Here is a 26,261-nt window from a genome sequence, read left to right on the forward strand (position 1 = left end):
CGGGGAGATTCCATGCCTGGGACTGTTTTTTCCGCTTTCGGACGCAACTCGCTGCGCCTGGCGTTGCTGGCATCCGCCTGCATGGTGATGCCCGCCTATGCGCAGACCGCCGAGACCGCGCCCGATCCCGCCCAGGCGGACGGCGCGGCGCCCCAGGATGCGGAACAGGCCATCATCGTCACCGGCGCGCGCGCCGAGCAGCGCAGCTCGATCGACGTGAAGCGCAATGCCGATGTCGTGCTCGACGGTATCGTCAATGACGAGATCGGCGCCCTGCCGGACAACAGCGTGGGCGACACGCTGGAGCGCATCACCGGCGTCTCGGCCGATCGCTTCAAGGGCAATGCCAACGAGCTTTCGGTGCGCGGCCTCGGCCCGACGCTCAGCTTCTCGACCTTCAACGGCCGCGAAGTGTCCACCGCTGGCGCGGATCGCTCGGTCGCCTTCCAGCAATTCCCCTCGGAGCTGGTCAACGGCGTCATCGTCTACAAGACCCAGCGCGCCGACTTTCTCGAGGGCGGCATCGGCGGCGTGATCGAACTGCGCTCGATGCGCCCGCTCGACTATGGCAAGTCGCGCTTCCAGGCGGAGATTCGCGGCTCCTATCTGCCCAAGGACGACAAGATCATCGGCCGCGACGGCCTGGGCTATCGCGCCAATGCCAGCCTGGTGAAGCAGTTCCGCACCGGCATCGGCGAGATCGGCATCGCGATCGGCTATCAGCGCCAGGATGTCGCCGCGCCGGAAGACTATTATAACGGCAATTCGAACTTCGTGCCGTGCCACACCTCCGCGAACAACGGCACCGTGCTGACGGGCGCCGGTGCCACGGTCAATTGCCAGGTCGGCAGCACGCCGCGCACCGGCGAGACGATCGGCACCACCTATTACGCCACCCAGTCGCGCAACTTCCGCCAGCAGACCACGCGCGAGCTGCGCAATGCAGTGATCGGCGCGCTGCAATGGCGCCCGGCCCCCAATCTCGACATCTCGCTCGACGGCCAATGGTCGAAGCGCGAATCCACCGAGAACCGCAACATCCTGTCGATCGCGGAAGCGCTGCGCGGCATCAAGCCGATCATCATCGGCGATGGCAGCAACGGTTTCAGCACGGGCGCGCTGGTCAAGTACAGCGGCAATTCGAACATCGAGAACCAGCTCGAGCTGCGCGAACGCAACGAGACTTACAAGGGCGGCGGCGCCACCGTCACCTGGAAGCCGGGCAACTTCGTCATCACCGCCGATGGCAGCTTCTCGGACTCGCACCGCACCGAGACGCAGAAGGCGACCCGTATGCGTTCCACCACGCGCGTCGGCTATGAGCTGGACTATTCCGAGAGCCCGATCGTCCCGCGCGTCACCTTCTTCAATTTCGACGTGAACAATCCGGCGAGCTTCGCCGCCAACACGGCGACCTCGGTCTATGCCCGCCAGCGTTTCGTCACCGATCGCAAGGACGATATCTGGGCCGGCCGGCTCGATGCCGAATACCGGTTCGCCAATGATGGCTTCATCAAGTCGATCAAGGCGGGTGGCCGCTATTCGGAGCACCAGCGCACGCTGGACAACAACCGCAACACCGATCTGAACACGATCGTGCCCTATGGCGGCATGACCGTGGCGCAGATCATCGGCAACGCCAACGCCAATTGCCGGCGCGGCTTCCCGACCAGCGAATATTTCCCGACGACCAACACCAATCTCTCGAGCTGGGCGACCTTCGACAATCAGTGCCTGTTCAAGACCTTCACCGGCCAGGATTCGCTGGCGCTGCCGGCCGACAGCCGCGATCCCAGCGACATCGACGTGACCGAGAAGATCCGGGCTGCCTATGCGATGGCCAGCTTCGGCGGCGACCTGGGCAGCCTGCCGTTCAGCGGCAATATCGGCCTGCGCTATGTGAAGACCAGCATCACCTCGGTCGGCTTCCGCCTGCCGTTCAAGGTGACGATCGACACCGCGTCGGACAATTACACCGTCGCCGCCGATCCCAGCGGCACGATCCAGACCGACACGCTCAAGGGTGACTATGCATATTGGCTGCCCAGCCTGAATCTCTCCTTCGACCTGTCGAGCAAGATCAAGCTGCGCGCCGCCGGCTATCGCGCCCTGTCGCGCTCGCCGATCGAGAGCTTCGGCGCGGGCATCACCCTCAATCCGACTTCGGGCTCGGGCGGCGCGTCCAGCGTCACCTTCAACCCGACCAGCGGCAACCCGAACCTCAAGCCGATGCGCGCCTGGAACGCGGATCTGAGCCTGGAATTCTATCCGAGCCGCGACACGCTCTTCTCGATCGCCGGCTATTACAAGTGGCTGCGCGGATCGGTGATCTCGCGTTCGGCGGGCATCCCGACGACGATCTCGGTCACCACCCAGGTGGATAGTGGCGCGCCGACCCAGCAGACCTACAACGTCAACCTGATCGCGCCTGCCAACGATCCCGAGATGCGCCGTCTCTACGGCTTCGAGTTCACCGGCAGCCATGCCTTCACCTGGCTGCCCGGCATCCTCAGCGGCTTCGGCATCAATGGCTCGGTCAACATCGCCGTCGCGAACTTCAAATATCCGGATACGTCGGCGCTGGCGCTCTATCTCGATCCCGAGAACCTGATCGGCCTCTCCAAATATGTCGCCAACGGCACGGTCTATTGGGAGCGCAAGGGCTTCTCGCTGCGCGCGATGTATCGCTATCGCTCGCATTACTACAAGCCGAACGGCGGCACGAACCGCGGCGTGCAGGATGCGGGCTATCTGAACCTTTCGGCCCAGTATGACGTGACCAAGAACGTCCAGCTCAAGCTGCAGGCGCTCAACGTCACCAACACCAAGGACGTGTTCTACAAGGGCGGCTACGATTCGATCGCCGAAGTGAGCGAGAGCGGGCCGCAATATTATTTCGGCGTCCGGATCCGCTACTGAGCCCGCGAAAGGAACCTCCGATGCGCCGCAGCTCCTCTCTTCTCCTTGTCCTGGCTGCGGCGCTCGTGCCGCAGGCTGCCTCCCATGCCGGGATCGCCTCCCCTGGCCTAAATACCCAGCAGCCGGTCTGCGCCGGCGCGGAAGGATATTCCGCGTCGTTCGGCGGACGCAGGACCTTTTTCTTGGCGCCGGACGCGATGATGCGGCTCAAGGCCGCGATCCAGACCGATCCGGCGGTGAAGGCGGCCTATGACGCGCTGATCGCGCGGGCCGAGGCGGCGATGAAGCGGCCGCTCTACACGGTGGTCGACAAGCGCACGATCCCGCCCTCGCGCGATCGGCACGACTATATCAGCCTCGCGCCCTATTGGTGGCCGGATCCCAGCAAGCCGGGCGGCGTGCCCTATATGCGCAAGGACGGCGAGATCAATCCGGACCGCAACACCGACAAGTTCGACGTCACCGACCTGGAGGGGATGAGCTCGGACGTCGAGACGCTGAGCCTTGCTTATTATTTCTCCGACAATCCGCGCTATGCCGGGCGTGCCGCGAGCCTGGTGCGCACCTGGTTCCTCAACCCGGAAACGCGCATGAACCCCAATATGAACTATGCCCAGGCCGTGCCCGGGCGCGAGGAGGGCCGTGCCGAAGGCGTGCTCGACACGTCGCGGCTGGAGCGGGTGGTCGACGGCATCGGGCTGATCGGCCCCTCGGCCAGGCTCACCGCCGAGGAGCAGAAGGGCCTGGAGAAATGGTTCTCCGACTATCTCGACTGGATGCAGACGAGCCGGAACGGCAAGGCGGAGAATGCCGCCAAGAACAATCACGGCATGTGGTTCGATGCGCAGACTTCGCAGTTCGCGCTGTTCGCCCGGCGGCCCGAGATGACCAAGGCGGTGGCCGAGGCCTTTGGCAAGAAGCGCATCTCGCCGCAGATCACGGCCGAGGGCAAGATGCCGCTCGAGCTCGCCCGCACGCGCAGCCTCCATTATTCGGTCTATGCGCTGTTCGCTGCCTATGACGTGGCCGATATGGCCAAGTGCGTGGGCGTGGACGTGTGGAACTATGCCGATGGCGCCAAGAGCCTGAAGGGCGCCACCGATTTCCTGAAGCCCTATTATCGCAAGGTCGACAGCTGGCCGATGCCCGAGCTGCGTCCCGATGCCGGCGAGCTCGACGAGCTGCTGCGGCGCGCGCGCGGGGCCTGGGGAGACGGCTATCCGCTCGCGCCGGAAACCGAGCTGAAGCGCTATTTCGGCGCGGCGCCGGCGGTGGGCGAGGGGAAGAATCCGGGCTGACCGGCGGCTTCCTCCGGCTTGCCGGTGGAGCAGGTGCAATTCCTCCCCCAGCTTGGCGGGGGAGGGGCGCCGCGCAGTGGCGTGCCGGGTGCCGAACCATTCCGCGTTTCATTGCATCCCCGCCGCTCCATCGTCATCCCGGCGAAAGCCGGGATCTGGTGCGGCTCCTGTCCTGCGCCATCGCCTGAGACCCCGGCTTTCGCCGGGGCGACGGAAGGGGGATGGGACTACGCGCCTGCAGAACCGACCATGCGGTGCGCGTCCGGATCAGGCCCGCGGTCGCCGGGATGACGGTTGTTGCCGGTGAACCGCCGCCGCCTATTTCGCCGGGCAGGTCTTCTGGGCGGTGCTCACCACGAAGGGCTGGCGGGTAAGCTCGGCCGCGGTATCGTCCAGCCATTTCCGGAACTCGCGCTCGGTCTGCGGCGCGCCCGGCTCCTCCACCCAGGCCGCGCCGAACGCGTAGCGCAGGTTCCGCGGATCGCAGAACTGCACATAGAGCGACTTGCCGTCGCTTCCCGTGGCCGCTGCCTCGTCGGCCGGATAGAACAGGGCAATGCCCAGATCGTCCTTGGCCAGGCTCTGCCGGCCCCAGGTGGCGAAATAGCGCCATTTGCCGCGCTTCGGGCTCTCGATCCTGGTCATCCCGTCGTGCAGCGTCAGCCCGGCGATCATCGCCGGCACATTGCCGTTCACCCGCGCCTCGACATTGGTGAGGCGCGAGCCGGCGAAGATGCGGTAGGTGGTCGATAGATCCGCCGGCCCGCCATCGCCCGGAAAGCCGGTGTTGGTCACCAGCACCGTCGCCGAGCGATCATTGTTGAACACGCGCGCGCTGATCTTCGCCTTGCCGAGCTGGGTCGCCACGCCGCCGCGCAGCACGCCGATCCCGCCCATGCCGAGCGACTGGTCGACCTGGAAGATGTCCTGGCCCCAGGGCGCCATCGAATGATAGTCGTCCTTGCCCATGCCGATCGTCGGCAGCACGTTGCCGGGCAGCTTCTTGCCGTAGATGTCGGGCACGTTGCGCTCGTCGAGGTACAGGCGATAGGCGATCCGATCGCTTTCCCAACCCGGACCCTCCATCGCGATCAGCCCGTCATGGATCTTGTGACCCGCGGGCACGTCGATCCGGTCGACCAGCTTGTAGCTGCCATCGGCCTGGCGGACGTTGAGCGTTGCCAGCGGCGCGGGCGGGGCGCTGTCCTGCCCGGCGGCGATCAGCAGCGGTGCGGCGAGGAGCCAGAGGGCGTGCTTCATGCTTCTTCCTTACCTCGTCAGGTCATAGACCGCGGCGCCGGCCAGCAGATAGGCGCCGGTGCCATAGAATTGCGCGTCCTCGGCCTTCACCACATCGGGCCGGTCGCTCACCTGCTGTACCCAGCCCAGCATGCCGCTTGGCTGAACGGCATGTTCGAGCGCGGCCCAGCCCCTGGTCACCGCCGGAAGATAGGTCTTGCGGTCGAGCAGGCCGGCCTTGATGCCCCAGGCCAGGCCATGGACGTAGAAGCCGGTGCCGCTCGATTCGTCCTGCGAACGGTCGGGATCGGCGAGCAGCGAGGGCGGCCAATAGCCATTGCCGCGCTGGAGCGTCACCAGCTTCGCCGCCATCTCCTTGAACAGCCTGGTATAATAGGGGCGGCGCGGATCCTTGGCCGGGATCTCGGGGATCATCCGGGCGAGGCCGGAGAATACCCAGCCATTGCCGCGGCTCCAGAACAGCTTCTCGCCGTGCGCGCCGCGCTGGTCGAAGAAGCGGCTGTCGCGGAAATAGAGATGCGCGCCCTTGTCGAACAGATAGTCGGTGGTCGCGCGATACTCCTTGTCGGCGAAGGCGGCGTAGCGGCCCTGGCGAGTGTCCTTTGCGAGTGCCCAGAGCGTTGGCGGCGCCATGAACAGCGCGTCGCACCAGCACCAGCGGGTAGTGCAGCTGGGGTCGCCGGCGCCGGGCTCGGGTGCGATGAACTTGAGGTCGTTGGTCTTGGGCGCGGCAAGGATCCGGTCGAAGCTTGCCCGCATGGGCGCGAGCGCCGCGGCCCCGGCCCCCTTGCGTGCGGCCCAGATCCAGGCGGCGCCGATGATGTGGTCGTCGGCATGGTAGAGCCGGTCGCCGAGCTTCCATCCCTCCTCGCGGCCCTTGGAGAAGATCGCGTCCTTGTAGCGCACGCTGTCCGAGCGATCGGCGAGATGGGTGAGCGCCACCCAGAAGGTCGCCTGTTGCCAGTCGCGGGCGCGCTTGGTGCTCGGCCGGGCGGCGGGCATGTAGCTGAGATCGTCGAGATGGGTGAGCTGCCAGTCGGCGACGCGTTCCATCGACGCCATCACCTGCGCGCGGCTCGGCAGCGCGGCCGCGGGCGCGGCGGCGGCCGCCACGGGGCGGGCCATGCCGCTCGGGCTGATGGCGAGCACGGCTCCGGCCAGGGCGGCGGCGGCAAGCTTCAGTTTCATCTTGTCTCCTCTCTGCTACCGCTGTCACCGCGATATGCCCGGACGATGTTGGCCTGCCGTGTCCAAGTCAAGTGGTAAGGCCAATCTGGCGCGCGGGCGGATGGGTTCGTCTCGTCGTGCCGGGGTGACGCTACGGCATCCGTCGGTTCCTCGAAGCCCCGGGATTTCAGGGATTTTAGTCGCTTCGAAACCCGATTCGCCCTATGATGCGGGAATATGTCCGGCACCGCGCTTCCCTATGAATTTCCGATCGATGTCGCTCAGGACGATATCGACTTCATGGGGCATGTGAACAATGCTTCGTACCTCAAATGGGTGCAGGAGGCCGTGATCAGCCATTGGCAGGCGCTGGCGCCGGTCGAGGCGGTGGCCGAGCATCTCTGGGTCGCGCTCAAGCACGAGATCACCTATCGCAAGCCGGCCTTTCTCGAGGACGATGTCGTCGCCACCGTGCTGCTCGAGAAGGTCCAGGGCGCCCGGGCCTTTTACGAGACGGTGATCCGCCGCGGCGGCGAAGTGCTGGCCGAGGTCAAGTCGAGCTGGTGCTGCCTCGACGCGCAGACGCTCCGTCCCGCGCGGCTGGCGCGGGAAGTGATCGACCGCTTCTTCGTCAAGACCGAGGAGTGACGGCGACCAGCCGTTAACCTTTGGCTGCGAGAGCGGCCGCGATGTACCGCGTGACCTTTCGCAAGGAATTGAATCTGCTCGATATCGAGTGGCTCGCCATGTTCGAGCCCGATCGGGTCGGCGATTATGCCCGCAAGCTGCGCGACCAGTTCGATGCCGAGGGTTTCGTGCCAGGCTATCTCCTGCGCATGGACATGCGCCGTAGCGGGGTGCAGGCGCAGGAGGCGGTGCGCGCCTTTCGCCGCCACTTTGCCGGCTTTCCCCAGGCGAGCCGCATCGCGGTCGTCACCGAGAGCGCGATCGCCCGGATGCAGGTGCGCCGCGAGATGACCCAGCCCTATCTGCGCATCTTCGCGCGCGCCGAGAGCGCGCTCACCTGGCTGCTGCGCCGCTGAAACGCCGAACGCCGGACCTCGATCGAGGCCCGGCATCCGGGAACGGCGGGGGAAGCGGCTTATTTCGTGCCCTTCGCGGCCGCTTCGATGACCGCGGCGACGGCGGCCGGCTTCGAGACATAGACCGCATGGCTGCCCGCGACTTCGCTGACATGCGCCCCGGCCCGCGCCGCCATCTGGCGCTGTGCCGCCGGCGGGATCATATGGTCGTCGCTGGCGACCAGGTACCAGCTCGGCTTCACCCGCCAGGCCGGGGTGGTGACCGCACCCTGCAGCGCCTCGACCCCCCAGGGAACCTGCGAGTCCGCCATGAACCCGGCGACATCGGGCTTCACGTCGGCGGCGAAGGCGGCGGCGAACCTGGCCTTGTCGAGGAACAGATAGCCATCCTGGGGCGGCAGGATCGGCGGCACCGGAGCGCCGGGAGCGGGGTTGGCGATCAGGGACGAGACCGACTCGCCCTTGTCCGGCGCGAAAGCGGCGATGTAGACCACGCCGGCGACCTTGGGATCGGTGCCCGCTTCCGAGACGACCACGCCGCCATAGCTGTGGCCGACCAGGATCACCTGGCCCTTGGCGGCGGCGATCGCGCGCCGGGTCACCGCAACATCGTCGGCGAGCGCGTTGGTCGGGTTCTGGACGATGGTGACGTCATAGCCGTCCTTCTTCAGGATCTTGTAGACGTCCATCCAGCCGGAGCCGTCGACGAACCCGCCATGCACCAGCACGACCGACTTGACGGGGGTGGCAGCCTTTTCCTGGGCCGAGGCGGGGGCCGTGCCGAGAGCGAGGGTGGCAGCGGCGGCGAGCAGCATCTTGGACTTGGTCATCTGAGGTCTCCTTTCCAAAGTTTGTCGCAACACTCTTTATCGCGATAATTATTAACTGCACCCCTTCGCCCTCCTTGTCCAGAAGAAATTTATCGCGATATGTATTTTGTCGTAAGTTCATGATTCGGAAGCGAGGATTATCGTGACCACTCCCACCGGAGAGCCGCTGCCGCTCGATGCGCAGCTCTGTTTCTCGCTCTACTCCACGTCGATCGCGATCAACCGGCTCTACAAGCCGATGCTCGATTCGCTGGGTGTGACCTATCCGCAATATCTGGTGTTGAGCACGTTGTGGGAGCGCGACGGCCAGACCATCTCGGCCATTGCCGACCGGCTGGCGCTCGAGCCGAGCACGATAACCCCGCTCATGAAGCGGCTGGAGGCCGCGGGCTTCGTGGCGCGCAAGCGCAACCCGAAGGACGAGCGCCAGGTGCAGGTGTTCCTGCAGCCGAAGGGCCGGGCGCTGCGGAGCCGCGCTTCGTGCCTCACCGATGCGCTGCTTGCCAGTTCGCGGCTGAGCGTGCCCCAGATGGTCGCGCTCAACGATCAGGTCCTGCGGCTGCGCGCGGCGCTCACCGGCGGCGACGCGGAATAGGGCCTGGCGCCGCAAGGTTCGCGCAACCTTGCGGGGCAATCCGTTCGGTTGATCCGGCAGATGGTGATGTGGGTATGAAATTGCGTCTTGCTGACTCCGCGGCGCTCGGCGGCGCCGTCCCGCTCTCGCGCCTCGCGGCTGCCTGACCTCCGTTTGGGAGGGGGGTTCCGATATGTGCCGGGCCGACATGATCGAGATATTGCTTATCGACGACGATGTTCAGCTGGGTGCCCTGATGGGCGACTATCTGCTTCCGCAGGGCTTTCGGGTGACGGCCAGCGCGACGGGGGAGGAAGGCGTCGACCTCGCCTTGTCCGGCAGGTTCGCCCTGGTGCTTCTCGACGTGATGCTGCCCGGGATCGACGGCATCGAAGTGCTCCGCCGCGTCCGGGCTCGCAGCGCCGTCGCCGTCGTGATGCTGACCGCGCGGGGCGATGACGATGTCGAACGGGTCATCGGCCTGGAGCTCGGTGCTGACGACTATCTGGCGAAGCCCTGTTTCCCGCGCGAGCTCCTCGCCCGGCTCCGCGCCGTGCTGCGCCGTACCCGCGACATGCCGGCCCAGCCGACGATCTCGGCCGGCCGGCTGCGGCTCGACCGGGCCCGCCGCGCCACGCTCTGGGGAGATCAGCAGGTCGTCCTGACCGCAACCGAGTTCAACCTGCTCGAACTGCTGATGCACGGCGGCGACACGGTCTCCACCAGGGACGCGCTGTGCCTCGCGGTCCTGGGGCGCTCCCGCCATCCCTATGACCGGAGCATCGATGTCCACATGAGCAACCTGCGCTTGAAGCTCGATCGCGCGACCGGCCGCAATATCGGCATCGAGACGGTCCGTGGCGTCGGATATCGGCTGCGGATGGAAGGGCAGGGGCGGGATCTTTCGGCGGATTCCGCGGCGCAATGCTGAGGCAAGGTTCGTCGCCCAACCGGGTGCAGGACCGTCGGAAAGGGCGGCCCGTGTGAGACCGGAGGGAAATTCGATGAAGCGTATCTGTGTACTGATCGGCGTCTTGGCGGCAATGCCCGGAACCGCCTTTGCGCAATCGGGAGGCGATGCGACATTCAGCGGCGTCAAGGTCGGCGTTTCGGTCGACTATCGCTGGCAAGACGGCGACTATTCCCTGCCGCGGATCGCTTCGCGCATCGACCAGAGCAAGGGTGGCATCGGCTATCGCGGCCATATCGGCTATGACGCGCAGCTCGGCGATCTGCTGGTGATCGGTGCCGAGGCCGGGATCGGCCGGGGCGGCAAGACCCTGACCGCGGCCAGCCCCACGGGCGATTATGCGCTGAAGCCGGGCTGGACCTGGGACGCCTCGGGTCGCGCGGGGATCCTGCCGGCGCCGAACGTCCTGCTGTACGGCCGGGCCGGCTATAGCTGGCTGCGCGTGCGGGAGACGACGGATTTCCGGGCTGCCAACCTCAAGGATATCCGCACCAACCTGACCGAGAAGGGCTTTCTGTGGGGCGCCGGCATCGAGGCCGGCGTCAGCCCGGGCGTATATGCGCGGGCGGAATATGATCGGGCGAATTATCGCGACGGGCTGACCTCCTCGAATATCCGGCTGGGCCTGTCGGTCGGCTTTTAAAGTGCCCCGAGGATGGACGGAGGAGAGACCGTCCGTTCTCAACCCGAGGGCGGGCGGCCATTTGGCCGTCCGTCCTCACCCCGTCTGGCGCTTGGCGCCCAGCGGCTTCGATGGCAAACCCGGCCTATCGCCGGCGGCCCGGGCGGAAGCAGGAAGAAGTATAGTGCGTATATTGCTGGTCGAGGACGAGGCCGAGTTGGCGGGCGCGTTGCGGACCGTGCTGGAGCGCGAAGGCTATGTCGTCGATCACGTCACCGGCCTTGCCGATCTGCGCGAGGCGGCCCGGCTCGCCAATAGCGATGCGGTCCTGCTCGACCGCGCGCTTCCCGACGGGGACGGCGTCGACGCGATCGCGGAGCTGCGGCAATGGATCCCCGGCATTCCGGTGATCGTGATAACCGCGCGCGCCGAGGTCGAGGACCGTGTCGTGGGGCTTGATCTCGGCGCCGACGACTATCTCGCCAAGCCGTTCGCGATGGAGGAGCTGCTCGCCCGCATCCGTGCGATCCGGCGGCGGCCGGCCGCGTTGCCGCTCAACGAAGTGCAGGTGGGCGAGCTGGTCTATGACATGGCGCATGACGAGGCGCTGGTGCGCGGCGAGCGGCTCGATCTGCCCCGCCGCGAGTTGCGCGTGCTCGCGGCGCTGATGCGGCGGCGGGGGCGCACGGTGCTGCGTACCGCGCTCGAGGATGCGGTCTACGGCTTCGATGACGAGATCCAGTCGAACACGCTCGATTCGCATATTTCGCGCCTGCGCAGGCGGCTTTCCGAAGCCGATGCGGAGGTTCAGATCCATACCATCCGCGGCGTCGGCTACCTGCTGCGGCATTGCCCATGAAAGCATCGCGGCCGGTGTCGCTCAAACGCCAGCTGATCGTCCGGCTGCTCGCCTTCCAGATCTCGATCCTGCTCGTCTTCAGCGCGGCGCTCGTCGGCTATCTGATCCGCGCGGACGAGGGCGGGGCGCTGATCGACCCCCAGTTCACCGAAGTGGCGGCGCGCGCGATCCAGCGCGGTGCCGATGGCCGGCTTCGCCTGGCGGAGACGAAGGAACTCGCCGAGCTGCGGACGACCACGCCCGGCCTCTGGTTCGTGGCGCGAAGCGATCGCGGCGAGTTCGTCACCTTCGGTGAGGTTCCCTCGCTCTACCAGCCGATCGCCCACAATCTCGATCGCATCACCTTCGCCGACATCCGGGACACGTCCCCACCGTTCCGCGACATCGCCGTGGTGCGCCGTGCCGCCGGGCCTGCGGGCGAGTTCACCGTGATCGGCAAGGGCGGGCTGTTCAGCATGACCTTCGTCGTGCTCTTCCTGTCGAACCTGATGATGATCCCGGTGCTCAGCCTGCTGGCGCTGATCACGATCGTCGTCACGCCGCTGATCATTCGCCGCGCCTTCCGGCGGCTCTCCATCGCCGCTCGGCAAGCGGGGCGGATAGACATTGATCGGCGGGGCACCCGGCTGTCGCCCGAAGGGCTTCCGGCGGAGGTCGTGCCGCTGGTCGAGTCCATGAACGGCGCGCTTCGCCGGCTCGATGAAGGCTATGACCGGCAACAGCGCTTCATCGTCGACGCCGCGCACGAATTGCGCACGCCCATTGCGATATTGCAGGCGAAGATCGAGGCGTCGGCCGACATCCCCCTGGCAGCGCGGCTGCAGCGCGACGTCGCGCGCCTGGCGACGCTGGCGGAGCAACTGCTCGATCTGCAGCGGCTCGAACGCTTCGCCCCGCTCCGGGAGGGGGTGGATCTCGGCCATATCGCGCGCGGCGTCGCCGCCGATATCGCCCCGCTGGTGATCACGGGCGGCGGCGATCTCGAAGTCGCCGATCTGGGTGGCCGGCCGGTGCGGGGGGATCCCGCCGCCGTCGAGCGGGTGCTCGCGAACCTCATCCAGAACGCGATCGATCATGGCGGGCGGAACGTGCTCCTGCGCATCCAGGGCACGGCCATCGAAGTCGAGGATGACGGTCCCGGCATTCCCGCGGAAGAGCGCGACCGGGTGTTCGACCCGTTCCACCGGCTCCGCGCGCGCGGCACGGGCTCGGGCCTGGGGCTGAATCTCGTCCGCCAGGTCATGACGCTGCATGGCGGCACGGCCTGCGCGCTGGAGGCGCCGGCCGGCGGAACGATCATGCGGCTCGAATTCGTCGAGAGCACGCAAGGTTGACGCAAGCTTCGGGCGGGAGAGCGCGTGCGGGCGATCAGGCTTCCGGAGAATGCGCATGTCGTTTCGTTTCTTCGTTCCCGCTTCCCGGCGGGCGGCGCATGGCGCCGGCTGGCTCGCATTGGCGGTGGCGCTGCAGGGATGCTCGGCGGACATCATGCGCGGCTATGTCGGCCGACCGCCCGAGGCGGTGATGGCCCGCTACGGCCCGCCGGTCGACGTGCGCGATCTTCCCGACGGACGCCGCGCCTATCAGTGGATGGAGGTCGAGACGACCACCAGCGGCGGCAGCGAGACCACCACGTACGAGCGGGGGCGGCGGCGGACGGAATATGCGCCGACGACCACCGCGGAGAAGCGCTGCTTCTACACCTTCTATGCCCATCGGACCTCCGCGGGCTGGCGGATCGACAGCTATCTGAACCCCGAGCTCGGCTGCTGACCGGGGCCGCGCCAGACTGGCGCAATGTCGATCCGCTCTACTCGAACCGCGCCCGGCAGGGGCGCGTGTCGAGGAGTGCATGGGATGATGGCGAGACTTGGCCGAACGGCCCTGGCGCTTGGCGCGGCCGCCTGTCTGGCGGCCGGCCCGCCCGTCGCCGGCATGCCGGCGGGCGCGGGGCAGGAGGAGCGCCGCGGCGACTGGCATGGCGATGGCGGATGGGACCGGCCGCGTTGCGACTGGCGCGACGGCCGCGACCGGATCCATTGCGAGCGGGACCGCTCGCGCTGGGAACGCGAGCGCGAGGATCACTGGCGACGCGAAGCGGAGCGCAAGCGGCGCGACGATGCGCGGACCAAGGGTGTCGTGACCGGCGTCATCGGCACCGCGCTGGTCGGCGGGCTGATCGTCGCGCTCACCAGTGACGGCAAGAAGAAGGCCCGGGAGCGCCGGCGCTACTGCCTCGAGCGCTACGGCAATTACGACGAGGGCAGCGACACCTATCGCGCCGATGACGGTCGCAGCTACCCCTGCACCTGACGCCAACGAGACGGAGACCGCGATGTTGTTCCCGCTTCTGGCTGCGGCGCTGAGCGCGGCCGCCGGCCCCGGCGTGCCCGTGGATTGCGCCGGCTATTATTATTTCGCCAACGGCCGCCGGGTCGAGACGGTCACCCTGGACGCGGGCGGATCGGTCAAGAACCGCAAGCTGATGACCGTGCAGGCGGGGCAGGTCACGCCGCGATCGGCCACGGCGCTGCTCACGACCCGCAGCCTCGACACGCGCGAGCCCGCGACGACGAGCGAGGCGCGCTGCGAGAATGGCGACCTGCTGCTCGACCTCACCGGAAGCCTGCCGAGCCAGAAGGAGGCGCTGTCGTCGCGCCGCCCCGTCCTGCTCCGCTATCCCGGCGGCATGCGGGTCGGCGATGCCCTCGAATCGCGCGTGGATTTCGATCTGGACGGCGAGACCAGGGGCAAGGCCATGAAGGTCAGGTTCAATCTCTCCGATCGCCGCGTGCGTGCATTCGAGGCGATCGACACGCCGCAAGGGCGCAAGCAGGCGTTCGTCATCCGCTCGACGCTCAACGTGTCCTTCCGGGTCATCGGGATCGCGATCCCGATGCGGTACGAGCTCGTCGAGTTCTTCGTGCCCGGGCTGGGCGTGATGCGCACCGAGGCCGAGGAGAAGGGCAAGACGGTCGAGCGGTCCACGGTCCGCTTCCTGAACTGAACCGCGGCGCCGCCGGCGCAATGTTCACGCAATCTTGGGTCCGGACCGCGGCGTCGGCCGGTGCGCACGGAGGAACGGATGACGACGAAGGGGGCATCGATGAAGACGGGTCCGTGGCGCCGGGCGCGCCGGGGAAGCGGGGTTCTGGCGGCGACGCTGCTGCTATCGGCCATGCTCCATCCCGCACGGGCGCAGCAGCAAGCCGCGCCGCCGGCCGCCGAGCGCCGGGTGGCGATCACCTTTGACGACTTGCCCTATGTCCATGCATCGGCCCCCGAGGCCGGCGGGAAGCGTGCGGCCGCCGACGCCAATCGCGCCATCGTGGCGGTGCTGAAGCGGCAGCGCGTGCCGGCAACCGGCTTCGTCACGGAGCAGCATGTGCGTGCCCTGGGCGATGTCGGCCCCGATTTGCTCCGCGAATGGAACCGCGGCCTGCTGGAACTCGGCAATCACGGTTCCACCCATGCCGACAGCAACCGCCTGGACGTTGACGGCATCGCCCGCGAAGTGACCGACGGCGAGGCGACGATCCGGCCGATGGCCGAGGCGGCGGGACGCAAGCTCCGGTTCTTCCGCTTCCCCTACAATCATGTCGGCGACACGGCGGCGAAGCGGCAGGCCGCGGAGGCGCTGCTCGCCGGCCGGGGCTACCGGCTGGCCGCCGCGACGATCGATACGTCCGACTATGTGTTCGACCAGGCCTATGAGCGGGCGCTCGCGGGCGCGGACGACTGGATGCGCCGGCGTATCGAGGAGGCCTATCTCGCGCACAGCCGGACCCAGATCGCCTATTATGCCGCGCTCGACCGCACCGTGCTCGGCTATGAGCCGCCCGCGATCCTGCTGCTGCACCTCAATCGGCTGAACGCGGCGACCCTGGACCGGCTGTTGCGCCTGGTCCGCCAGCAGGGCTATCGCTTCGTCTCGCTGGACGAGGCGCAGTCGGACCCGGCCTATCGGGAGTCGCCGCGCGTCGCGACGAAATACGGCCCGATGTGGGGTTATCGCTGGGCGAGCGAGCGCCAGGTCAAGGTCGATGGCAGCAAGGAGCAGGAGCCGCCCGAATGGGTGGCGCGCTATGCGGAGGGCAAGTGACGTTCTCGAATGCAAGACCGGGCCCGGCTGGGGCGCTTCATACCACCCGACTGACGCTAAGGCCGGCGCGCGCCGGGGACCTGGCCGCGATGCACGCGATACTGGGCGATCCGGTGGCGACGGCCTATTGGTCGCATCCGCCCCATTCGGCCATTGGCGAGTCGAGGGAATGGCTGGCCGACATGCTCGCCATCCCACCCGGCGAAGGCGAGGATTTCGTCGTCGAGCATGACGGCGCGGTGATCGGCAAGGTCGGCTTCTATCGGTTTCCGGAGATCGGCCTGATCCTGCACCCGCGCAGCTGGGGCCGCGGGTTCGCCGCGGAAGCGCTTGGCGCCGTGCTCGCCCGGGGGTTCGAGGTGCACGGACTGCCTGTGGTGACCGCCGATGTCGATCCGCGCAATGCCGCGTGCCTGCGCCTGCTGGACCGGCTCGGCTTCCGTGAGACCGGCAGGCGCGAGCGGACCCTGCTCGTCGGGACGGAATGGTGCGACAGCGTCGATCTGCAGCTGAACCGTGACGCGTTCTTCGCGGCGCAGCGGCTGGCCTGATGCTTCGCATCTTGCTGTCCGGATTGCTGTTGCTGACGGCCGGCTGCGCCACCACCACGTCCCTGCCGCATCGCCGTGACGCCGCCGCGGAATATATCCGCGCTACCGGCGCGCCGGGCATGGTGATCGGCTGGAGTGATGGCGATGGTCGTTCGCACATCGCCGCCGCCGGCACCGCCAGCCTCGCCACCGGCGTGCCGGTCGACCGGCGCACGGTCTTCCACATGGCCTCGGTGACCAAGCCCTTCGTCGCCACGGCTATATTGCAGCTGGCCGAGCAGGGACGGCTCGACCTGGACGCCTCGCCCACCCGCTACCTGCCCTATTTCCGTCTCGCCGATCCCCGCTTCGGGCGCGTCACGATCCGGCAGATGCTCAACCACAGCTCAGGCCTGCCCGATATCGAGGATTATGAATGGGAGCGCCCGCAGACTTCCGACGCGGCGCTCGAGCGCTGGGTGCGCGGTCTCGCCGGGCTGAGGCTGGTGAGCGATCCCGGCGCGGCGGTGCATTACAGCAACCTTGCCTATGACGTGCTTGGCGACGTGATCGCCAAGGCCAGCGGCATGCCGTTCGAGCTTTATGTGCGCCGGCATGTGCTGGCGCCGCTCGGCATGCGGCACAGCTCGCTGCTGCTCGCCGAAGTCGATCGCCGCCGTCTCTCCGCGCCGCACATGGCGGAGGGCGGACAGGTGCGGGTGAGCGCGGTCTTCCCCTATAACCGCGTCCATGCGGGTAGCTCGACGCTCTATGCCGATGCGGCCGACATGCTGCGCTGGGCGCGCTATTGGGCGGCGGTGCCGGGACGCGGCACGCGGCGGCTGCTCTCCGATGCCGGTATCGCGGCGATGCTGCGGCCCGGCGCCGCCGTCGATCGTCCGGACCGGGCGCAGTGGGAGCCCGCGATCGGCCTGGGATGGTTCCTGCTGCGGGTCGAGGGGCGCGCCATCGCCTTTCACATGGGGCAGGATGTGGGGTTCACGACCGGGATGATGGTGGAGCCGGGAACCGGCCGGGCCGTGGTGGCGATGAGCAATATCGCCACGGAAGCAGCGGGCGAGCGGATGTTCGACCTGTGCCTGAGCGTGATGACCGCGATGCAGGCACCGCCGCTGGCCACACGGTCCGGCCCCTATTCCGGCAAATGAGGGGCAGCACATGCAGCATATGAAGCACTGGATGGTCAGGCGGGTTATCCCCGCCCTCGCAATTGCCGGTTTCGCGGCCCAGCCGCTGGCGGCCAGGGACGTGACTCCGGCCGCCGCCAGGCTCGATGCCGCGATGGCGCGGTGGATGCCGGAAATCGTGCGGGCGGAGAAGATCGGGGGCATCGGCATCGCGGTGGTCCGTGACGGCCGCCTGATCTGGTCGGGTCATTATGGCGAGCAGGCGCCGGGCGTGCCGATCAGCGCGGACACGGTGTTCAACACCGCGTCGATCGCGAAGACGGTCACGGCGGAGACGCTGCTCGCGCTGGCGGCGGCGCGTCGGATCGACCTGGACGAGCCGATCGCCGCCCATGTCGCGTCGCCGGATCTCGCCGGGGATCCGCGCTACAAGCTGCTCACCACGCGCATCCTGCTCTCGCATCGCTCGGGGCTGCGCAACTGGACCGACGATTATCCCGAAGGCAAGCTCGCCTTCGACTGGGCGCCCGGCACCCGCTATCGCTATTCGGGTGCGGGCATCGAGCTTGCCGCGCGCTATGCCCAGGCGAAGACGGGCATGACGTTGCGGGCGCTCACGGCGGAAACCCTGCTGCGCCCCTGGGCCATCACGCACATGGCGGTGGGCGAGCTGCCGGTCTGGACCGCGGGGCGGCTTGCGCTGCCCATGGGCGCGGACGGCCGGTTCCTCGACATGGCATCGCTGTATCCGGGGCTCAGGGAGGGGAGCGGGCTGGGCGCCGCCTATGACCTGATCGCGACGCCCGACGCCTATGGCGCGTTTCTCGAGCGCCTGATCGCGGCATCGCGGCGGGGATCGGAGACGCGCGCTATCCGCGAGCGGATCGTGACTCCGCTCGCCGGCGACGGGCGCTATGGCTGCGAGCTCCGCTTCACCCGCCGCTGCCCGGATCGCTATGGCTATTCCTTTGGATGGCAGGTGCAGCGCTACGGCCGCCACACCGTGCTCCAGCACACGGGGAATGACGAAGGCGAGACCGATCTCGTCTATTTCTCGCCCGATCGGCGCACGGGGGCGGCCATCTTCGTCAACGGCGCGAACGGATGGGTACCGATCGTCCGTGCCCTCGAGATCATCGGCGACGAGCCGGAGCTCGCCGGCTATTATCGCGGACTGGTCGAGAAGCTGCTGCACCGGCGCCTCGAGCCCTTGCCCCGGAAGGCTGGCCCCGGCCGAGGCTCGCCCGGCTGACATCGGCGCTCGATCGGGCGCGTTTCCGAAAATGCCGTGCCATCCCGCCGATATGGCGGCGGGATGAGGAGCGATGATATGCGCCCATGCGAGGCTATCGCCGACGGATGTCTTTTCAGAAAATTTACGCTTTGCTTTCGAAGAGCTTACGCACGGCGATCGGATAGCACGGCATAGTTGCCCATCGGCAGGCCCAAAAGGGCCGCGGACTTGAAAGGGGTAACTTCGTGCACTTCAGGAACATATTGCGCGCCACGGCCGCGCTTTCGGCGCTCGTGCTCGGCGCCGCCCAGGCGCCCGCCGCGCTGGCACAGGACCGGGGCACTTCCAGCCAGTCCGGCACCCAGGCAGATCCCGGCGAAGCGCCAGCGGTGGAAACCGGCGACCAGATCGTCGTCACCGGCTCGCTGATCCGGCGCACCGACATGGAGACGCCGTCGCCGGTCACCGTGCTCTCGGCCGAGACGCTGGAGCAGCGCGGCCTGAACACCGTCACCGAGGCGCTGCAGCGCCTGTCGGCGGGCAATGCCGGCACGATCACCCAGGGCTGGAACGCGAGCGCCAACTTCGCCGCGGGCGCGAGCGCGATCTCGCTGCGCGGCCTCACCGTGCAGGCCACGCTGACCATTTTCGACGGCCTGCGCATGGCGCCCTATCCGCTCGCGGACGACGGCCAGCGCAACTTCGTCGACATGAACACCATCCCGAACGCGATCATCGAGCGGATCGACGTGCTGAAGGACGGCGCCTCATCGACCTATGGCGCCGACGCGGTGGCCGGCGTGATCAACGTGATCACCAAGAAGGAGATCAAGGGGCTCCACGCCAATGTCTCGGCCGGCATATCGCAGCGCGGCGATGCGGGCGAGCAGCGCGCCGACCTGACCTGGGGCTATGGCGACCTCAACGAGCAGGGCTTCAATTTCTATATCGGCGGCGAATATCTGAAGCAGAACCCGCTCTGGGCGCGCGACCGCGACTATCCGTTCAACACCACCGACTGGAGCCGGATCTGCAACGCGGGCGGCGCCTGCATGAAGAACAACAACTGGAACGGCATCAATGTCGATGGTTCGGTGAACGGCATGATCGCCACGCCCAATGTCGCGCTGGTTCGCCCGGTGACGACTCCGGGTGCGGCGATCGGCGCGGGGCGGTTCTCCTATCTCAACGCCTCGGTCGATTGCGGGCGGGCCGCGCGGCGGCAACTCACCGCCGCCCAGATTGCAAAGCTGGGCACGGCCCCCGCGAACGGCATCATATGCGAGGGCAATCCGACCGACTATCTGATGCTGCTGCCGGACGTGGAGCGCTTCGGCGTGTCCAGCCGCTTCACCGCCAATATCGGTGATTCGCACCAGTTCTACGCACAGGCGAACTATTACAAGACGTCCACCCATGCGACGTCGACGCCGAAGCAGTTCAACTACTTCATGCCGGATCCCACCTCCGTGGGCACCTATTATGCGATCATGCCGGTCTATGTCTGCGCCAGCGGCGTGGGCACGCCCAACGGGCTGAACACGGGCTGCAACGCCACCAACGGCACGCTCAACCCGCAGAACCCCTTCGCGGCTGCCGGCCAGACCGCGCAGGTCCTGTTCCGCTCGGATCGTCAACGCGCGGACGATTCGGTGTCGCGCACGCTGCGCGGCACGATCGGCCTGTCCGGCCAGATCGCCGGCTTCGACTATTCGGCGAGCTTCGTCGCCGCCAACTCCAAGCTCACCCGCACCCAGACCAACTATCTCATCGCGCAGCGCATCATGGACGTGCTCGCGCGCGGCACGTTCAACTTCACCAACCCGTCGGCGAATCCGCAAAGCGTCTGGGATTATATCGCGCCGAAAAAGACCACGATCTCGAGCTCGGACCTGTGGCAGGCGACTGCGAACCTGTCGCGGCACGTGTTCGACCTGCCGGGCGGCGGCGTCGATGCAGCGGGCGGCCTCTCCTATCGCTATGAGTCGATCGATGCGCCGAGCGCCAATCCCGGCAATGATGCGCATCCCTGGGAGCGCTATTACGACATCAACGCGGTCGGCACCTCGGGCAGCCGCAAGGTCTTCTCGGCCTTTGGCGAAATCCAGGCGACCGCGCTGGAGAAGATCGAGCTGAATCTCTCGGGCCGCTACGATTCCTATTCGACCGGGCAGAAGAATTTCTCGCCCAAGGTCGGCGCCAAGATCACGCCGATCCGGGCCCTTGCGCTGCGCGGCACCTGGTCGAAGGGCTTCCGCATCCCGAGCTTCAACGAAGCCTTCGGCCTGCCGACCACGGGCTTCGTGACTCGCGGCGGCGGCACGTTCTGCCAGACCTATGCGAGCTTCTGCGCGGCGCATGGCAACAACGCCTATGCCACGCAGCAATTCGCCCTGGGCCTCACCAATGTGGGCAACCCCGCGCTGCGGCCGGAGAAGTCGGAAAGCCTGACCGCCGGCGTGATCTTCGAGCCGATCCGGGGGCTGAGCTTCACGCTCGATTTCTGGCGGATCAAGGTCAAGGACCAGATCGTCGGCGTGAACAACACCGCGCCGGTGCTCGATGCCTATTATCGCAACAACGGCGTCGTGAACATTCCCGGCTTCACTGTCCGGCCCGGGCCGGTGGATCCGGCCAATCCGAACGCATTGCCGCATATCGGCACCATCCAGGCGTCCTATGCCAATGCCAACAATCAGGTCGTCCAGGGCATCGATGCCGGCTTCAACGCCAACCTGAAGCTGACCGAGGGCGTGCGCTGGATCAGTTCGTTCGAGGCATCGTACCTCGACAAGAACCATCTCACGCTGGTCGATCCGATCACCGGCGAGGTGCAGCCGACGCAGCGTTATGAGGGCACGCTCAGCCCATGCAACAACACCTCGTGTTCGGGCTCGCCGCGCTGGCGCGCCAGCTGGCAGAACACGCTGCAGCTCGGCGCCACCAGCGTGACGGCCACTGCCTATTACACGGCCGGCTATCACGTATCGCAGGTCGACATGGGCGCGACGCCGTTCGACTGCGCGAGCGCGGTCGAGCATGGTGCCGTGACCTATGGCGACGGCACGCCGGTGCAATGCCGTTCGAAGGACATCTGGAACGTCGATCTCACCATCCAGCACCGGATCAACGACAATTTCTCGCTGTCGCTGAACGTGCTCAACCTGCTCGACACCAAGCCGCCCTTCGATCCGAACGCTGCCTACAGCATCTTCGGCTACAACCCGGCCTGGGCCGGCCCGAACATCATGGGCCGTTATTTCCGCGTCGGCGCGAAGGTGGATTTCTGATCCGATCAACCAGCCCCGAGGCGCTGGCTGATTGCAACTTCGCAGTGTCTCATATTCTCGGGCGGTCCCAAGGGGCCGCCCGCTTTTCATGTGCCTTCACGGCGCCGCTATGAACTAATTGATTCATGAAAGATTGATATGCCCGGCCTGGGCATGCCGTGTCGTCGCATGCGGCACGCTGATGGCGGAGGCGATCGGCGCTTCCTGATGGAGCGGGTGCCCGAACGACAACAGCCTGTCGAGCGCCGTCTGCGGCTCCTGTCCCGCGACTGGGGCGAGGTTTCCGACGAGCACGCGATTGCCGGCCGATGCGAGCTGCCTCGCGAGCCAGGCGGCTTCCGACGGCGGGGCATGGAAGTGCATGATCGGCCGCTCGCCTGCCCCGCGGCCCGCCGCCCATTGGACGAGCGCGAGCTGGGGATCGAACGCTTCGGCGAAATCAGCCGGATCATAGAGCGTAGCGCCTTCGATGGCGTCGGGCGGGCAGCCGCGCAACAGGGCGACGATGTCTTCGGGAACCCGGAGCGGGCACAGGCTGTCCGGCGTCAGGACCTCGGTGCGCACGGTGTTCAGGAGGCGGAAGCGGCCAAAGGGATGGCTGCCGGCAAGGCGTCGCTGCAGCTTCCACGGCCGGCCGGCGCCCTCGATCATCTGCGCGAGCAGGGAGAAGGTCGGGCGGCGAACGGAAAGGTCGTCGTTGAGGAAGCCGATCGCCTGTGCGAGATTCCCGGCGATGTCGGGCGCGGCGGCGATCCACAGCATCTGCCGTTCGATCTCATCGAGGCCGAAAGCGTGGCAGATCGAGCCCAGTGCGCTGCCGCCGGAGTGATGCCGCGCCGCCTCGACATAGCCATGCAGCCGCGCATCCACTTCCTCCCAGCGGCGCAGCAACTCGGGCTGCGGCAGTTCCGCGAGGTCGTCGCCGAGCAGGAGGCGCGCGCGGTTGGCATTGATCCCCCAGCCGGGAAGGTCGAGGCTTAGGATTTCCGCGGAGGAAGGCGACAGCATCGATGCGAGGCGCAGCTCGAGCCAGAGCACGAGATCCTCGAGCTGGGCTTCGGGATCGGGCGGTGCATGGGTGCCCGTCGCGACCAGCCGTGGCCGGAACGGCGCCTCGGGCATGGGCCGTTCTTCCGATGCCTCGGGCTCCGGGGCTGCGGACGGCCCCTCGCGCTCCCGCGTTTCGCGCGGCGTTCCCGGTTCCGGGACGCGTCCTCCCTCGGCAGGGGTTTCCGGCGCATGCTCGTCGGCATTCCCTACCAGGGCGGCCATCGCCGCCGGCGTCGAGGTCAGCCCAGCTTCCTTGGTCAGCCATTCGGCGAGGCGCCGCAGTTTCGCGCTGCTGACATCGAACATCGGGGTGTTGCTGGTGCCCCGGTCGAGGTCGATGTCGATCACCGAGATGGTCGGGTCGAGCGTGTTGATCGCGGCGAATTCGGGACTGCCGGAGAGGCGGAACTCCGCCACCAGAACGTCGTATTTGCGCGTGGCGTCCTCGGCACCGATCCTGACGGCCTCCAGCAGGGCCGGCCAGTTCCCGACACAATGCACGATGTTGAAATTGATCATTCCCTCCGGCGCCCATTCGAGCAGCCGCTGGATGCCCTGCCTTCCCGCTTGTCGCGCCATGGGGCCGATCAGCACGCGCACCTGGAATCGTCCTCTCGATCTGGAGAGGCCGAACTTCCGCCGGAACGTCGCGATCGGCCATGGACCGGGGGGGACCATTTCCAGCCCATGCGGGGATTGGATTCGCGGGCGGGGCCAGGGCCGAAAGGGTTCAGGCGGGATGGTCCGGGACTGGACCGCCCGGGGATCCATGGCCCGGGTGCCCCGCGGCTCGGCGCGGAGGCGGGCGGCCGGTCATCCCGCCAAGGGGAGAGCTATGCGGCGATCGCCGCGTCGCTGGCCAGCTTGTCGGCCCGTTCGTTGTCGGGATGGCCGGCATGGCCCTTCACCCACACCCATTCCACGCGGTGCGGCTTGGCGGCGGCGAGCAGCTCCTGCCAGAGATCGGCATTCTTCACCGGCTTCTTGTCGGCGGTCTTCCAGCCATTCTTCAGCCAGCCATGGATCCACTTGGTCAGGCCGTCCAGCACATAGCGGCTGTCGGTCGACAGCGTGACGCGGCAGGGGCGCTTGAGCGCGCTCAACCCCTGGATCGCCGCCATCAGCTCCATGCGGTTGTTGGTGGTGTGCTTCTCGCCGCCGGAGAGTTCCTTCTCGACGCCGCCCATGCGCAGCACCACGCCCCAGCCGCCCTTGCCCGGGTTGCCCTTGCACGCGCCATCGGTGGCGATCTCGACATGTTGCAATTCCATCAGGCGAGCGTCCTTAGCCGGCTCCCCAGGTCGCTGTCATAGGTTTTCACGCGGCGCCAGAAAGCGAGCGGGTCCTTGCGCGTCACCAGCGCGTCCACGGGCGTGTTGAGCCAGTCCCAGGCACGCGACAGCGTGAAGCGGATGCACGCGCCGGTCGCCAGCACCGGGAATGCCGCCTGCTCCGGGTCGCTCAGCGGGAAGCTCCGCGAATAGCCCTGGATCAGCGCATCGCCCACCGCCTTGTCGTGCGCGCGGCCGCCGGCGTCGAACGACCAGGCGGCGTGCATCACGGCGAGATCATAGATCCGGATATCGGTGCAGGCGAAATAGAAGTCGATCAGGCCGGTCACCCGATTGCCGAGCATCAGGACATTGTCGGGGAAAAGATCGGCATGGATCGCGCAGCGGTCCATATGGTCGCCGGGCCATGCGGAGCGGACGCCGTCGAGGGCGAAGCCGATATCGTCGTAGAGGCCGGGCGCGATCTCGTCGAGGCTGCGGCCGCAGCGCTCGAACAGCGGCAGCCAGGTGTCGAAGCCCATCGAGTTGGGCCGGTCGAGCGGGAAGTCGGCGGCGGCGGCGTGCATCCTGCCCATCGCCTCGGCGGCGGCATGCGCCTGGGCCGGCGTCGGGTGCGACACGGAGACGCCGGACAGGAACTGGATCAGGCAGGCCGGCCGCCCCTCCAGCTCGTGGATCAGCGTGCCGTCGCGATCGGGCACCGCGGGCGGCACGGGCAGGCCCTTGCCCGCCAGATGCTCGAGCAGCGCCATGAAATAGGGCAGGTCGCCGGCGGCGACGCGCTTCTCGTAGAGCGTCAGGATGAAGCGGCTCTTCGTCGTGTCGACCAGATAGTTGGAATTCTCCACGCCCTCGGCGATGCCCTTGGCCGAGACGAGTTCGCCCATGTCGAACTTCGCCAGGAAGTCCGACAGGGCCTCCGCCGAAACCTGCGTATAGACTGCCACATTTCCCCCTTCGTCATCCCCGCGAACGGGGCGACCCATCTCCTGCCGGCGCCCCGTGCACAACCGCAGTTGTGCTTGGGGCGTGCATCAGGCCGCTTCCAGCCCGCGCGGCAGCTTGAAGGTGACGTTCTCGGGCACCGTCTCGACTTCGCGCTCGCGCACTTCGAAGCGCTCGGAGAGCTTGTCGACCAGCTCGCGGACCAGCAGCTCGGGGGCCGAGGCGCCCGCGCTCACGCCGACCGTGCCGACTCCGGCGAACCAGTCCCAGTCCACATCCTCCGCGCGCTGGATCAGATGGGCGGTGGTACCCTGCCGCTCGGCCACCTCGACCAGGCGGAGCGAGTTGGACGAGTTCCGGCCGCCGATGATCAGCACCAGGTCGACCGACGAGGCGATGGCCTTTACCGCGCCCTGGCGGTTGGTGGTCGCATAGCAGATGTCGTTCGGGCCGGGCGCCAGTATGTCCGGGAAGCGGCGCTGGAGCACCGCCAGCGTCGCCGCCGTGTCGTCCACCGAGAGCGTGGTCTGGGTCAGGAAGGCGAGATTGCCGGGATCGGAGACCTGCACGGCCTCGGCATCGGCGGGCGTTTCCACCAGCGTCATCGATCCCGCGGGCACCTGGCCGAAGGTGCCGATCACTTCGGGGTGGCCGGCATGGCCGATGAACAATATGTGCCGCCCGGCGGCGACCAGCCGCTCGGCCTGGCGATGGACCTTGGAGACGAGCGGGCAGGTGGCGTCGAGATATTCGAGTCCACGCTCCTCCGCCTTGGCGGGCACCGCCTTGGGCACGCCATGCGCCGAGAACACCACCGGCACATCGTCGGGCACCTGGTCGAGCTCCTCGACGAAGATCGCGCCCTTCGCCTTCAGGCTGTCGACCACATATTTGTTGTGCACGATCTCGTGGCGCACATAGACGGGCGCGCCATATTTCTCGATCGCCAGCTCGACGATGCGAATGGCACGGTCGACTCCGGCGCAGAAGCCGCGGGGCGCTGCGATCAGCAGCTCGAGGAAGGGTTTTACAGGGTCTGCCATAGTTCCGCCTCGCACCTACGCGATTGCTTGCGCGGGCTCAACGCGGTTCCTATGCTGCGCGCCGTTTTGGACCCCATCTGGTCCC

Annotated in this window: 24 protein-coding genes; 17 read left to right on the top strand and 7 right to left on the bottom strand. The window is 67.3% G+C overall.

Annotation, left to right across the window (positions count from 1 at the left end; all coding sequences use genetic code 11):
* Positions 1-12: 12 nt before the first annotated feature.
* Both ACIQCS_RS19870 and ACIQCS_RS19875 read left to right on the top strand, forming a co-directional pair.
* On the top strand, positions 13-2,919 hold the full coding sequence (locus ACIQCS_RS19870; protein WP_345848284.1) for a TonB-dependent receptor: 2,907 nt from the start codon (positions 13-15) through the stop codon (positions 2,917-2,919).
* 197 nt (positions 2,920-3,116) lie between these two features.
* Positions 3,117-4,217 (top strand): alginate lyase family protein, encoded by a 1,101-nt coding sequence (locus ACIQCS_RS19875; protein WP_401531553.1) that lies wholly within the window; start codon positions 3,117-3,119, stop codon positions 4,215-4,217.
* A gap of 318 nt (positions 4,218-4,535) precedes the next feature.
* Here the strand turns inward: ACIQCS_RS19875 and ACIQCS_RS19880 are convergent, their stop codons facing one another.
* Together ACIQCS_RS19880 and ACIQCS_RS19885 are read right to left on the bottom strand one after the other, a co-directional pair.
* Complete coding sequence (locus tag ACIQCS_RS19880) at positions 4,536-5,477, bottom strand: DUF4861 family protein (protein ID WP_345848282.1); 942 nt, start codon at positions 5,475-5,477, stop codon at positions 4,536-4,538.
* Between the two features lie 9 nt (positions 5,478-5,486).
* Positions 5,487-6,665 carry a glycoside hydrolase family 88 protein gene (locus ACIQCS_RS19885; RefSeq protein ID WP_345848280.1) on the bottom strand — a complete coding sequence of 393 codons (1,179 nt, stop codon included), beginning with the start codon at positions 6,663-6,665 and terminating at the stop codon, positions 5,487-5,489.
* A 216-nt stretch (positions 6,666-6,881) separates the two neighbouring features.
* Here ACIQCS_RS19885 and ACIQCS_RS19890 point away from each other — a divergent pair, with 216 nt between their 5' ends.
* Together ACIQCS_RS19890 and ACIQCS_RS19895 are read left to right on the top strand one after the other, a co-directional pair.
* Positions 6,882-7,292: a thioesterase family protein gene (locus tag ACIQCS_RS19890; protein WP_345848278.1), complete on the top strand. Its 411-nt coding sequence runs from the start codon at positions 6,882-6,884 to the stop codon at positions 7,290-7,292.
* 41 nt (positions 7,293-7,333) lie between these two features.
* Positions 7,334-7,687 (top strand): STAS/SEC14 domain-containing protein, encoded by a 354-nt coding sequence (locus tag ACIQCS_RS19895; protein WP_345848276.1) that lies wholly within the window; start codon positions 7,334-7,336, stop codon positions 7,685-7,687.
* Between the two features lie 59 nt (positions 7,688-7,746).
* Here ACIQCS_RS19895 and ACIQCS_RS19900 read toward each other — a convergent pair whose 3' ends face one another.
* Positions 7,747-8,517, bottom strand: coding sequence for an alpha/beta hydrolase (locus ACIQCS_RS19900; protein WP_345848274.1), 771 nt, complete (start codon positions 8,515-8,517; stop codon positions 7,747-7,749).
* Positions 8,518-8,659: 142 nt separating this feature from the next.
* Between ACIQCS_RS19900 and ACIQCS_RS19905 the strand changes: the two genes are divergently transcribed.
* From ACIQCS_RS19905 to ACIQCS_RS19965, 13 genes are all read left to right on the top strand, one after another.
* A complete protein-coding gene (locus tag ACIQCS_RS19905; RefSeq protein ID WP_345848272.1) occupies positions 8,660-9,112 on the top strand; it encodes a MarR family transcriptional regulator in 453 nt (150 codons plus the stop codon).
* Positions 9,113-9,284: 172 nt separating this feature from the next.
* A complete protein-coding gene (locus ACIQCS_RS19910) occupies positions 9,285-10,022 on the top strand; it encodes a response regulator transcription factor (protein ID WP_401531556.1) in 738 nt (245 codons plus the stop codon).
* Positions 10,023-10,095: 73 nt separating this feature from the next.
* Positions 10,096-10,704, top strand: a complete 609-nt coding sequence (locus tag ACIQCS_RS19915; protein ID WP_345848269.1) for an outer membrane beta-barrel protein — start codon at positions 10,096-10,098, stop codon at positions 10,702-10,704.
* 163 nt (positions 10,705-10,867) lie between these two features.
* On the top strand, positions 10,868-11,542 hold the full coding sequence (locus tag ACIQCS_RS19920) for a response regulator transcription factor (RefSeq protein WP_345848267.1): 675 nt from the start codon (positions 10,868-10,870) through the stop codon (positions 11,540-11,542).
* Entirely contained in the window at positions 11,539-12,876 is a 1,338-nt protein-coding gene (locus ACIQCS_RS19925) for a sensor histidine kinase (protein ID WP_401531558.1), read from the top strand. The genes ACIQCS_RS19920 and ACIQCS_RS19925 overlap by 4 nt, the downstream gene beginning before the upstream one ends.
* 55 nt (positions 12,877-12,931) lie before the next feature.
* Positions 12,932-13,315, top strand: a complete 384-nt coding sequence (locus ACIQCS_RS19930) for a hypothetical protein (protein WP_345848264.1) — start codon at positions 12,932-12,934, stop codon at positions 13,313-13,315.
* An 87-nt stretch (positions 13,316-13,402) separates the two neighbouring features.
* Positions 13,403-13,855, top strand: a complete 453-nt coding sequence (locus ACIQCS_RS19935; protein WP_345848263.1) for a hypothetical protein — start codon at positions 13,403-13,405, stop codon at positions 13,853-13,855.
* Positions 13,856-13,877: 22 nt separating this feature from the next.
* Positions 13,878-14,549, top strand: coding sequence for a hypothetical protein (locus ACIQCS_RS19940; protein WP_345848262.1), 672 nt, complete (start codon positions 13,878-13,880; stop codon positions 14,547-14,549).
* A 99-nt stretch (positions 14,550-14,648) separates the two neighbouring features.
* On the top strand, positions 14,649-15,644 hold the full coding sequence (locus tag ACIQCS_RS19945; RefSeq protein ID WP_345848260.1) for a polysaccharide deacetylase family protein: 996 nt from the start codon (positions 14,649-14,651) through the stop codon (positions 15,642-15,644).
* Complete coding sequence (locus tag ACIQCS_RS19950; RefSeq protein WP_345848258.1) at positions 15,641-16,195, top strand: GNAT family N-acetyltransferase; 555 nt, start codon at positions 15,641-15,643, stop codon at positions 16,193-16,195. Before ACIQCS_RS19945 ends, ACIQCS_RS19950 begins: the two co-directional genes overlap by 4 nt.
* Positions 16,195-17,343 carry a serine hydrolase domain-containing protein gene (locus tag ACIQCS_RS19955; RefSeq protein ID WP_345848257.1) on the top strand — a complete coding sequence of 383 codons (1,149 nt, stop codon included), beginning with the start codon at positions 16,195-16,197 and terminating at the stop codon, positions 17,341-17,343. Before ACIQCS_RS19950 ends, ACIQCS_RS19955 begins: the two co-directional genes overlap by 1 nt.
* A gap of 31 nt (positions 17,344-17,374) precedes the next feature.
* Positions 17,375-18,574 (top strand): serine hydrolase domain-containing protein, encoded by a 1,200-nt coding sequence (locus tag ACIQCS_RS19960; RefSeq protein WP_345848255.1) that lies wholly within the window; start codon positions 17,375-17,377, stop codon positions 18,572-18,574.
* Positions 18,575-18,801: 227 nt separating this feature from the next.
* The gene (locus ACIQCS_RS19965) at positions 18,802-21,846 is read left to right on the top strand and encodes a TonB-dependent receptor domain-containing protein (RefSeq protein WP_345848254.1); all 3,045 of its coding nucleotides are present in this window, start codon (positions 18,802-18,804) and stop codon (positions 21,844-21,846) included.
* A gap of 123 nt (positions 21,847-21,969) precedes the next feature.
* Here the strand turns inward: ACIQCS_RS19965 and ACIQCS_RS19970 are convergent, their stop codons facing one another.
* The 4 genes from ACIQCS_RS19970 to ispH form a co-directional block, all read right to left on the bottom strand.
* Entirely contained in the window at positions 21,970-23,496 is a 1,527-nt protein-coding gene (locus ACIQCS_RS19970) for a hypothetical protein (protein WP_345848252.1), read from the bottom strand.
* Between the two features lie 233 nt (positions 23,497-23,729).
* Positions 23,730-24,167 (bottom strand): ribonuclease HI, encoded by a 438-nt coding sequence (gene rnhA, locus ACIQCS_RS19975; RefSeq protein WP_294053036.1) that lies wholly within the window; start codon positions 24,165-24,167, stop codon positions 23,730-23,732.
* Complete coding sequence (thrB, locus tag ACIQCS_RS19980; protein ID WP_345848248.1) at positions 24,167-25,135, bottom strand: homoserine kinase; 969 nt, start codon at positions 25,133-25,135, stop codon at positions 24,167-24,169. Before thrB ends, rnhA begins: the two co-directional genes overlap by 1 nt.
* Positions 25,136-25,222: 87 nt before the next feature.
* Positions 25,223-26,176, bottom strand: coding sequence for a 4-hydroxy-3-methylbut-2-enyl diphosphate reductase (ispH, locus tag ACIQCS_RS19985; protein WP_345848246.1), 954 nt, complete (start codon positions 26,174-26,176; stop codon positions 25,223-25,225).
* Positions 26,177-26,261 lie beyond the last annotated feature (85 nt).

The sequence above is a fragment of the Sphingomonas sp. NPDC092440 genome, assembly GCF_044754985.1.
Classification (GTDB): Bacteria; Pseudomonadota; Alphaproteobacteria; order Sphingomonadales; family Sphingomonadaceae; genus Sphingomonas.

Bases quoted from the DNA above. Each gene is read 5' to 3' on its own strand.
- ispH (WP_345848246.1), bottom strand. From the start codon at position 26,176: ATGGCAGACCCTGTAAAACCCTTCCTCGAGCTGCTGATCGCAGCGCCC.
- ACIQCS_RS19910 (WP_401531556.1), top strand. From the start codon at position 9,285: ATGTGCCGGGCCGACATGATCGAGATATTGCTTATCGACGACGATGTT.
- ACIQCS_RS19915 (WP_345848269.1), top strand. From the start codon at position 10,096: ATGAAGCGTATCTGTGTACTGATCGGCGTCTTGGCGGCAATGCCCGGA.
- ACIQCS_RS19885 (WP_345848280.1), bottom strand. From the start codon at position 6,665: ATGAAACTGAAGCTTGCCGCCGCCGCCCTGGCCGGAGCCGTGCTCGCC.
- ACIQCS_RS19900 (WP_345848274.1), bottom strand. From the start codon at position 8,517: ATGACCAAGTCCAAGATGCTGCTCGCCGCCGCTGCCACCCTCGCTCTC.
- ACIQCS_RS19880 (WP_345848282.1), bottom strand. From the start codon at position 5,477: ATGAAGCACGCCCTCTGGCTCCTCGCCGCACCGCTGCTGATCGCCGCC.
- ACIQCS_RS19870 (WP_345848284.1), top strand. From the start codon at position 13: ATGCCTGGGACTGTTTTTTCCGCTTTCGGACGCAACTCGCTGCGCCTG.
- ACIQCS_RS19875 (WP_401531553.1), top strand. From the start codon at position 3,117: ATGATGCGGCTCAAGGCCGCGATCCAGACCGATCCGGCGGTGAAGGCG.
- ACIQCS_RS19960 (WP_345848255.1), top strand. From the start codon at position 17,375: ATGGTCAGGCGGGTTATCCCCGCCCTCGCAATTGCCGGTTTCGCGGCC.
- rnhA (WP_294053036.1), bottom strand. From the start codon at position 24,167: ATGGAATTGCAACATGTCGAGATCGCCACCGATGGCGCGTGCAAGGGC.
- ACIQCS_RS19895 (WP_345848276.1), top strand. From the start codon at position 7,334: ATGTACCGCGTGACCTTTCGCAAGGAATTGAATCTGCTCGATATCGAG.
- ACIQCS_RS19930 (WP_345848264.1), top strand. From the start codon at position 12,932: ATGTCGTTTCGTTTCTTCGTTCCCGCTTCCCGGCGGGCGGCGCATGGC.
- ACIQCS_RS19925 (WP_401531558.1), top strand. From the start codon at position 11,539: ATGAAAGCATCGCGGCCGGTGTCGCTCAAACGCCAGCTGATCGTCCGG.
- ACIQCS_RS19890 (WP_345848278.1), top strand. From the start codon at position 6,882: ATGTCCGGCACCGCGCTTCCCTATGAATTTCCGATCGATGTCGCTCAG.
- ACIQCS_RS19940 (WP_345848262.1), top strand. From the start codon at position 13,878: ATGTTGTTCCCGCTTCTGGCTGCGGCGCTGAGCGCGGCCGCCGGCCCC.
- ACIQCS_RS19935 (WP_345848263.1), top strand. From the start codon at position 13,403: ATGGCGAGACTTGGCCGAACGGCCCTGGCGCTTGGCGCGGCCGCCTGT.
- ACIQCS_RS19955 (WP_345848257.1), top strand. From the start codon at position 16,195: ATGCTTCGCATCTTGCTGTCCGGATTGCTGTTGCTGACGGCCGGCTGC.
- ACIQCS_RS19945 (WP_345848260.1), top strand. From the start codon at position 14,649: ATGAAGACGGGTCCGTGGCGCCGGGCGCGCCGGGGAAGCGGGGTTCTG.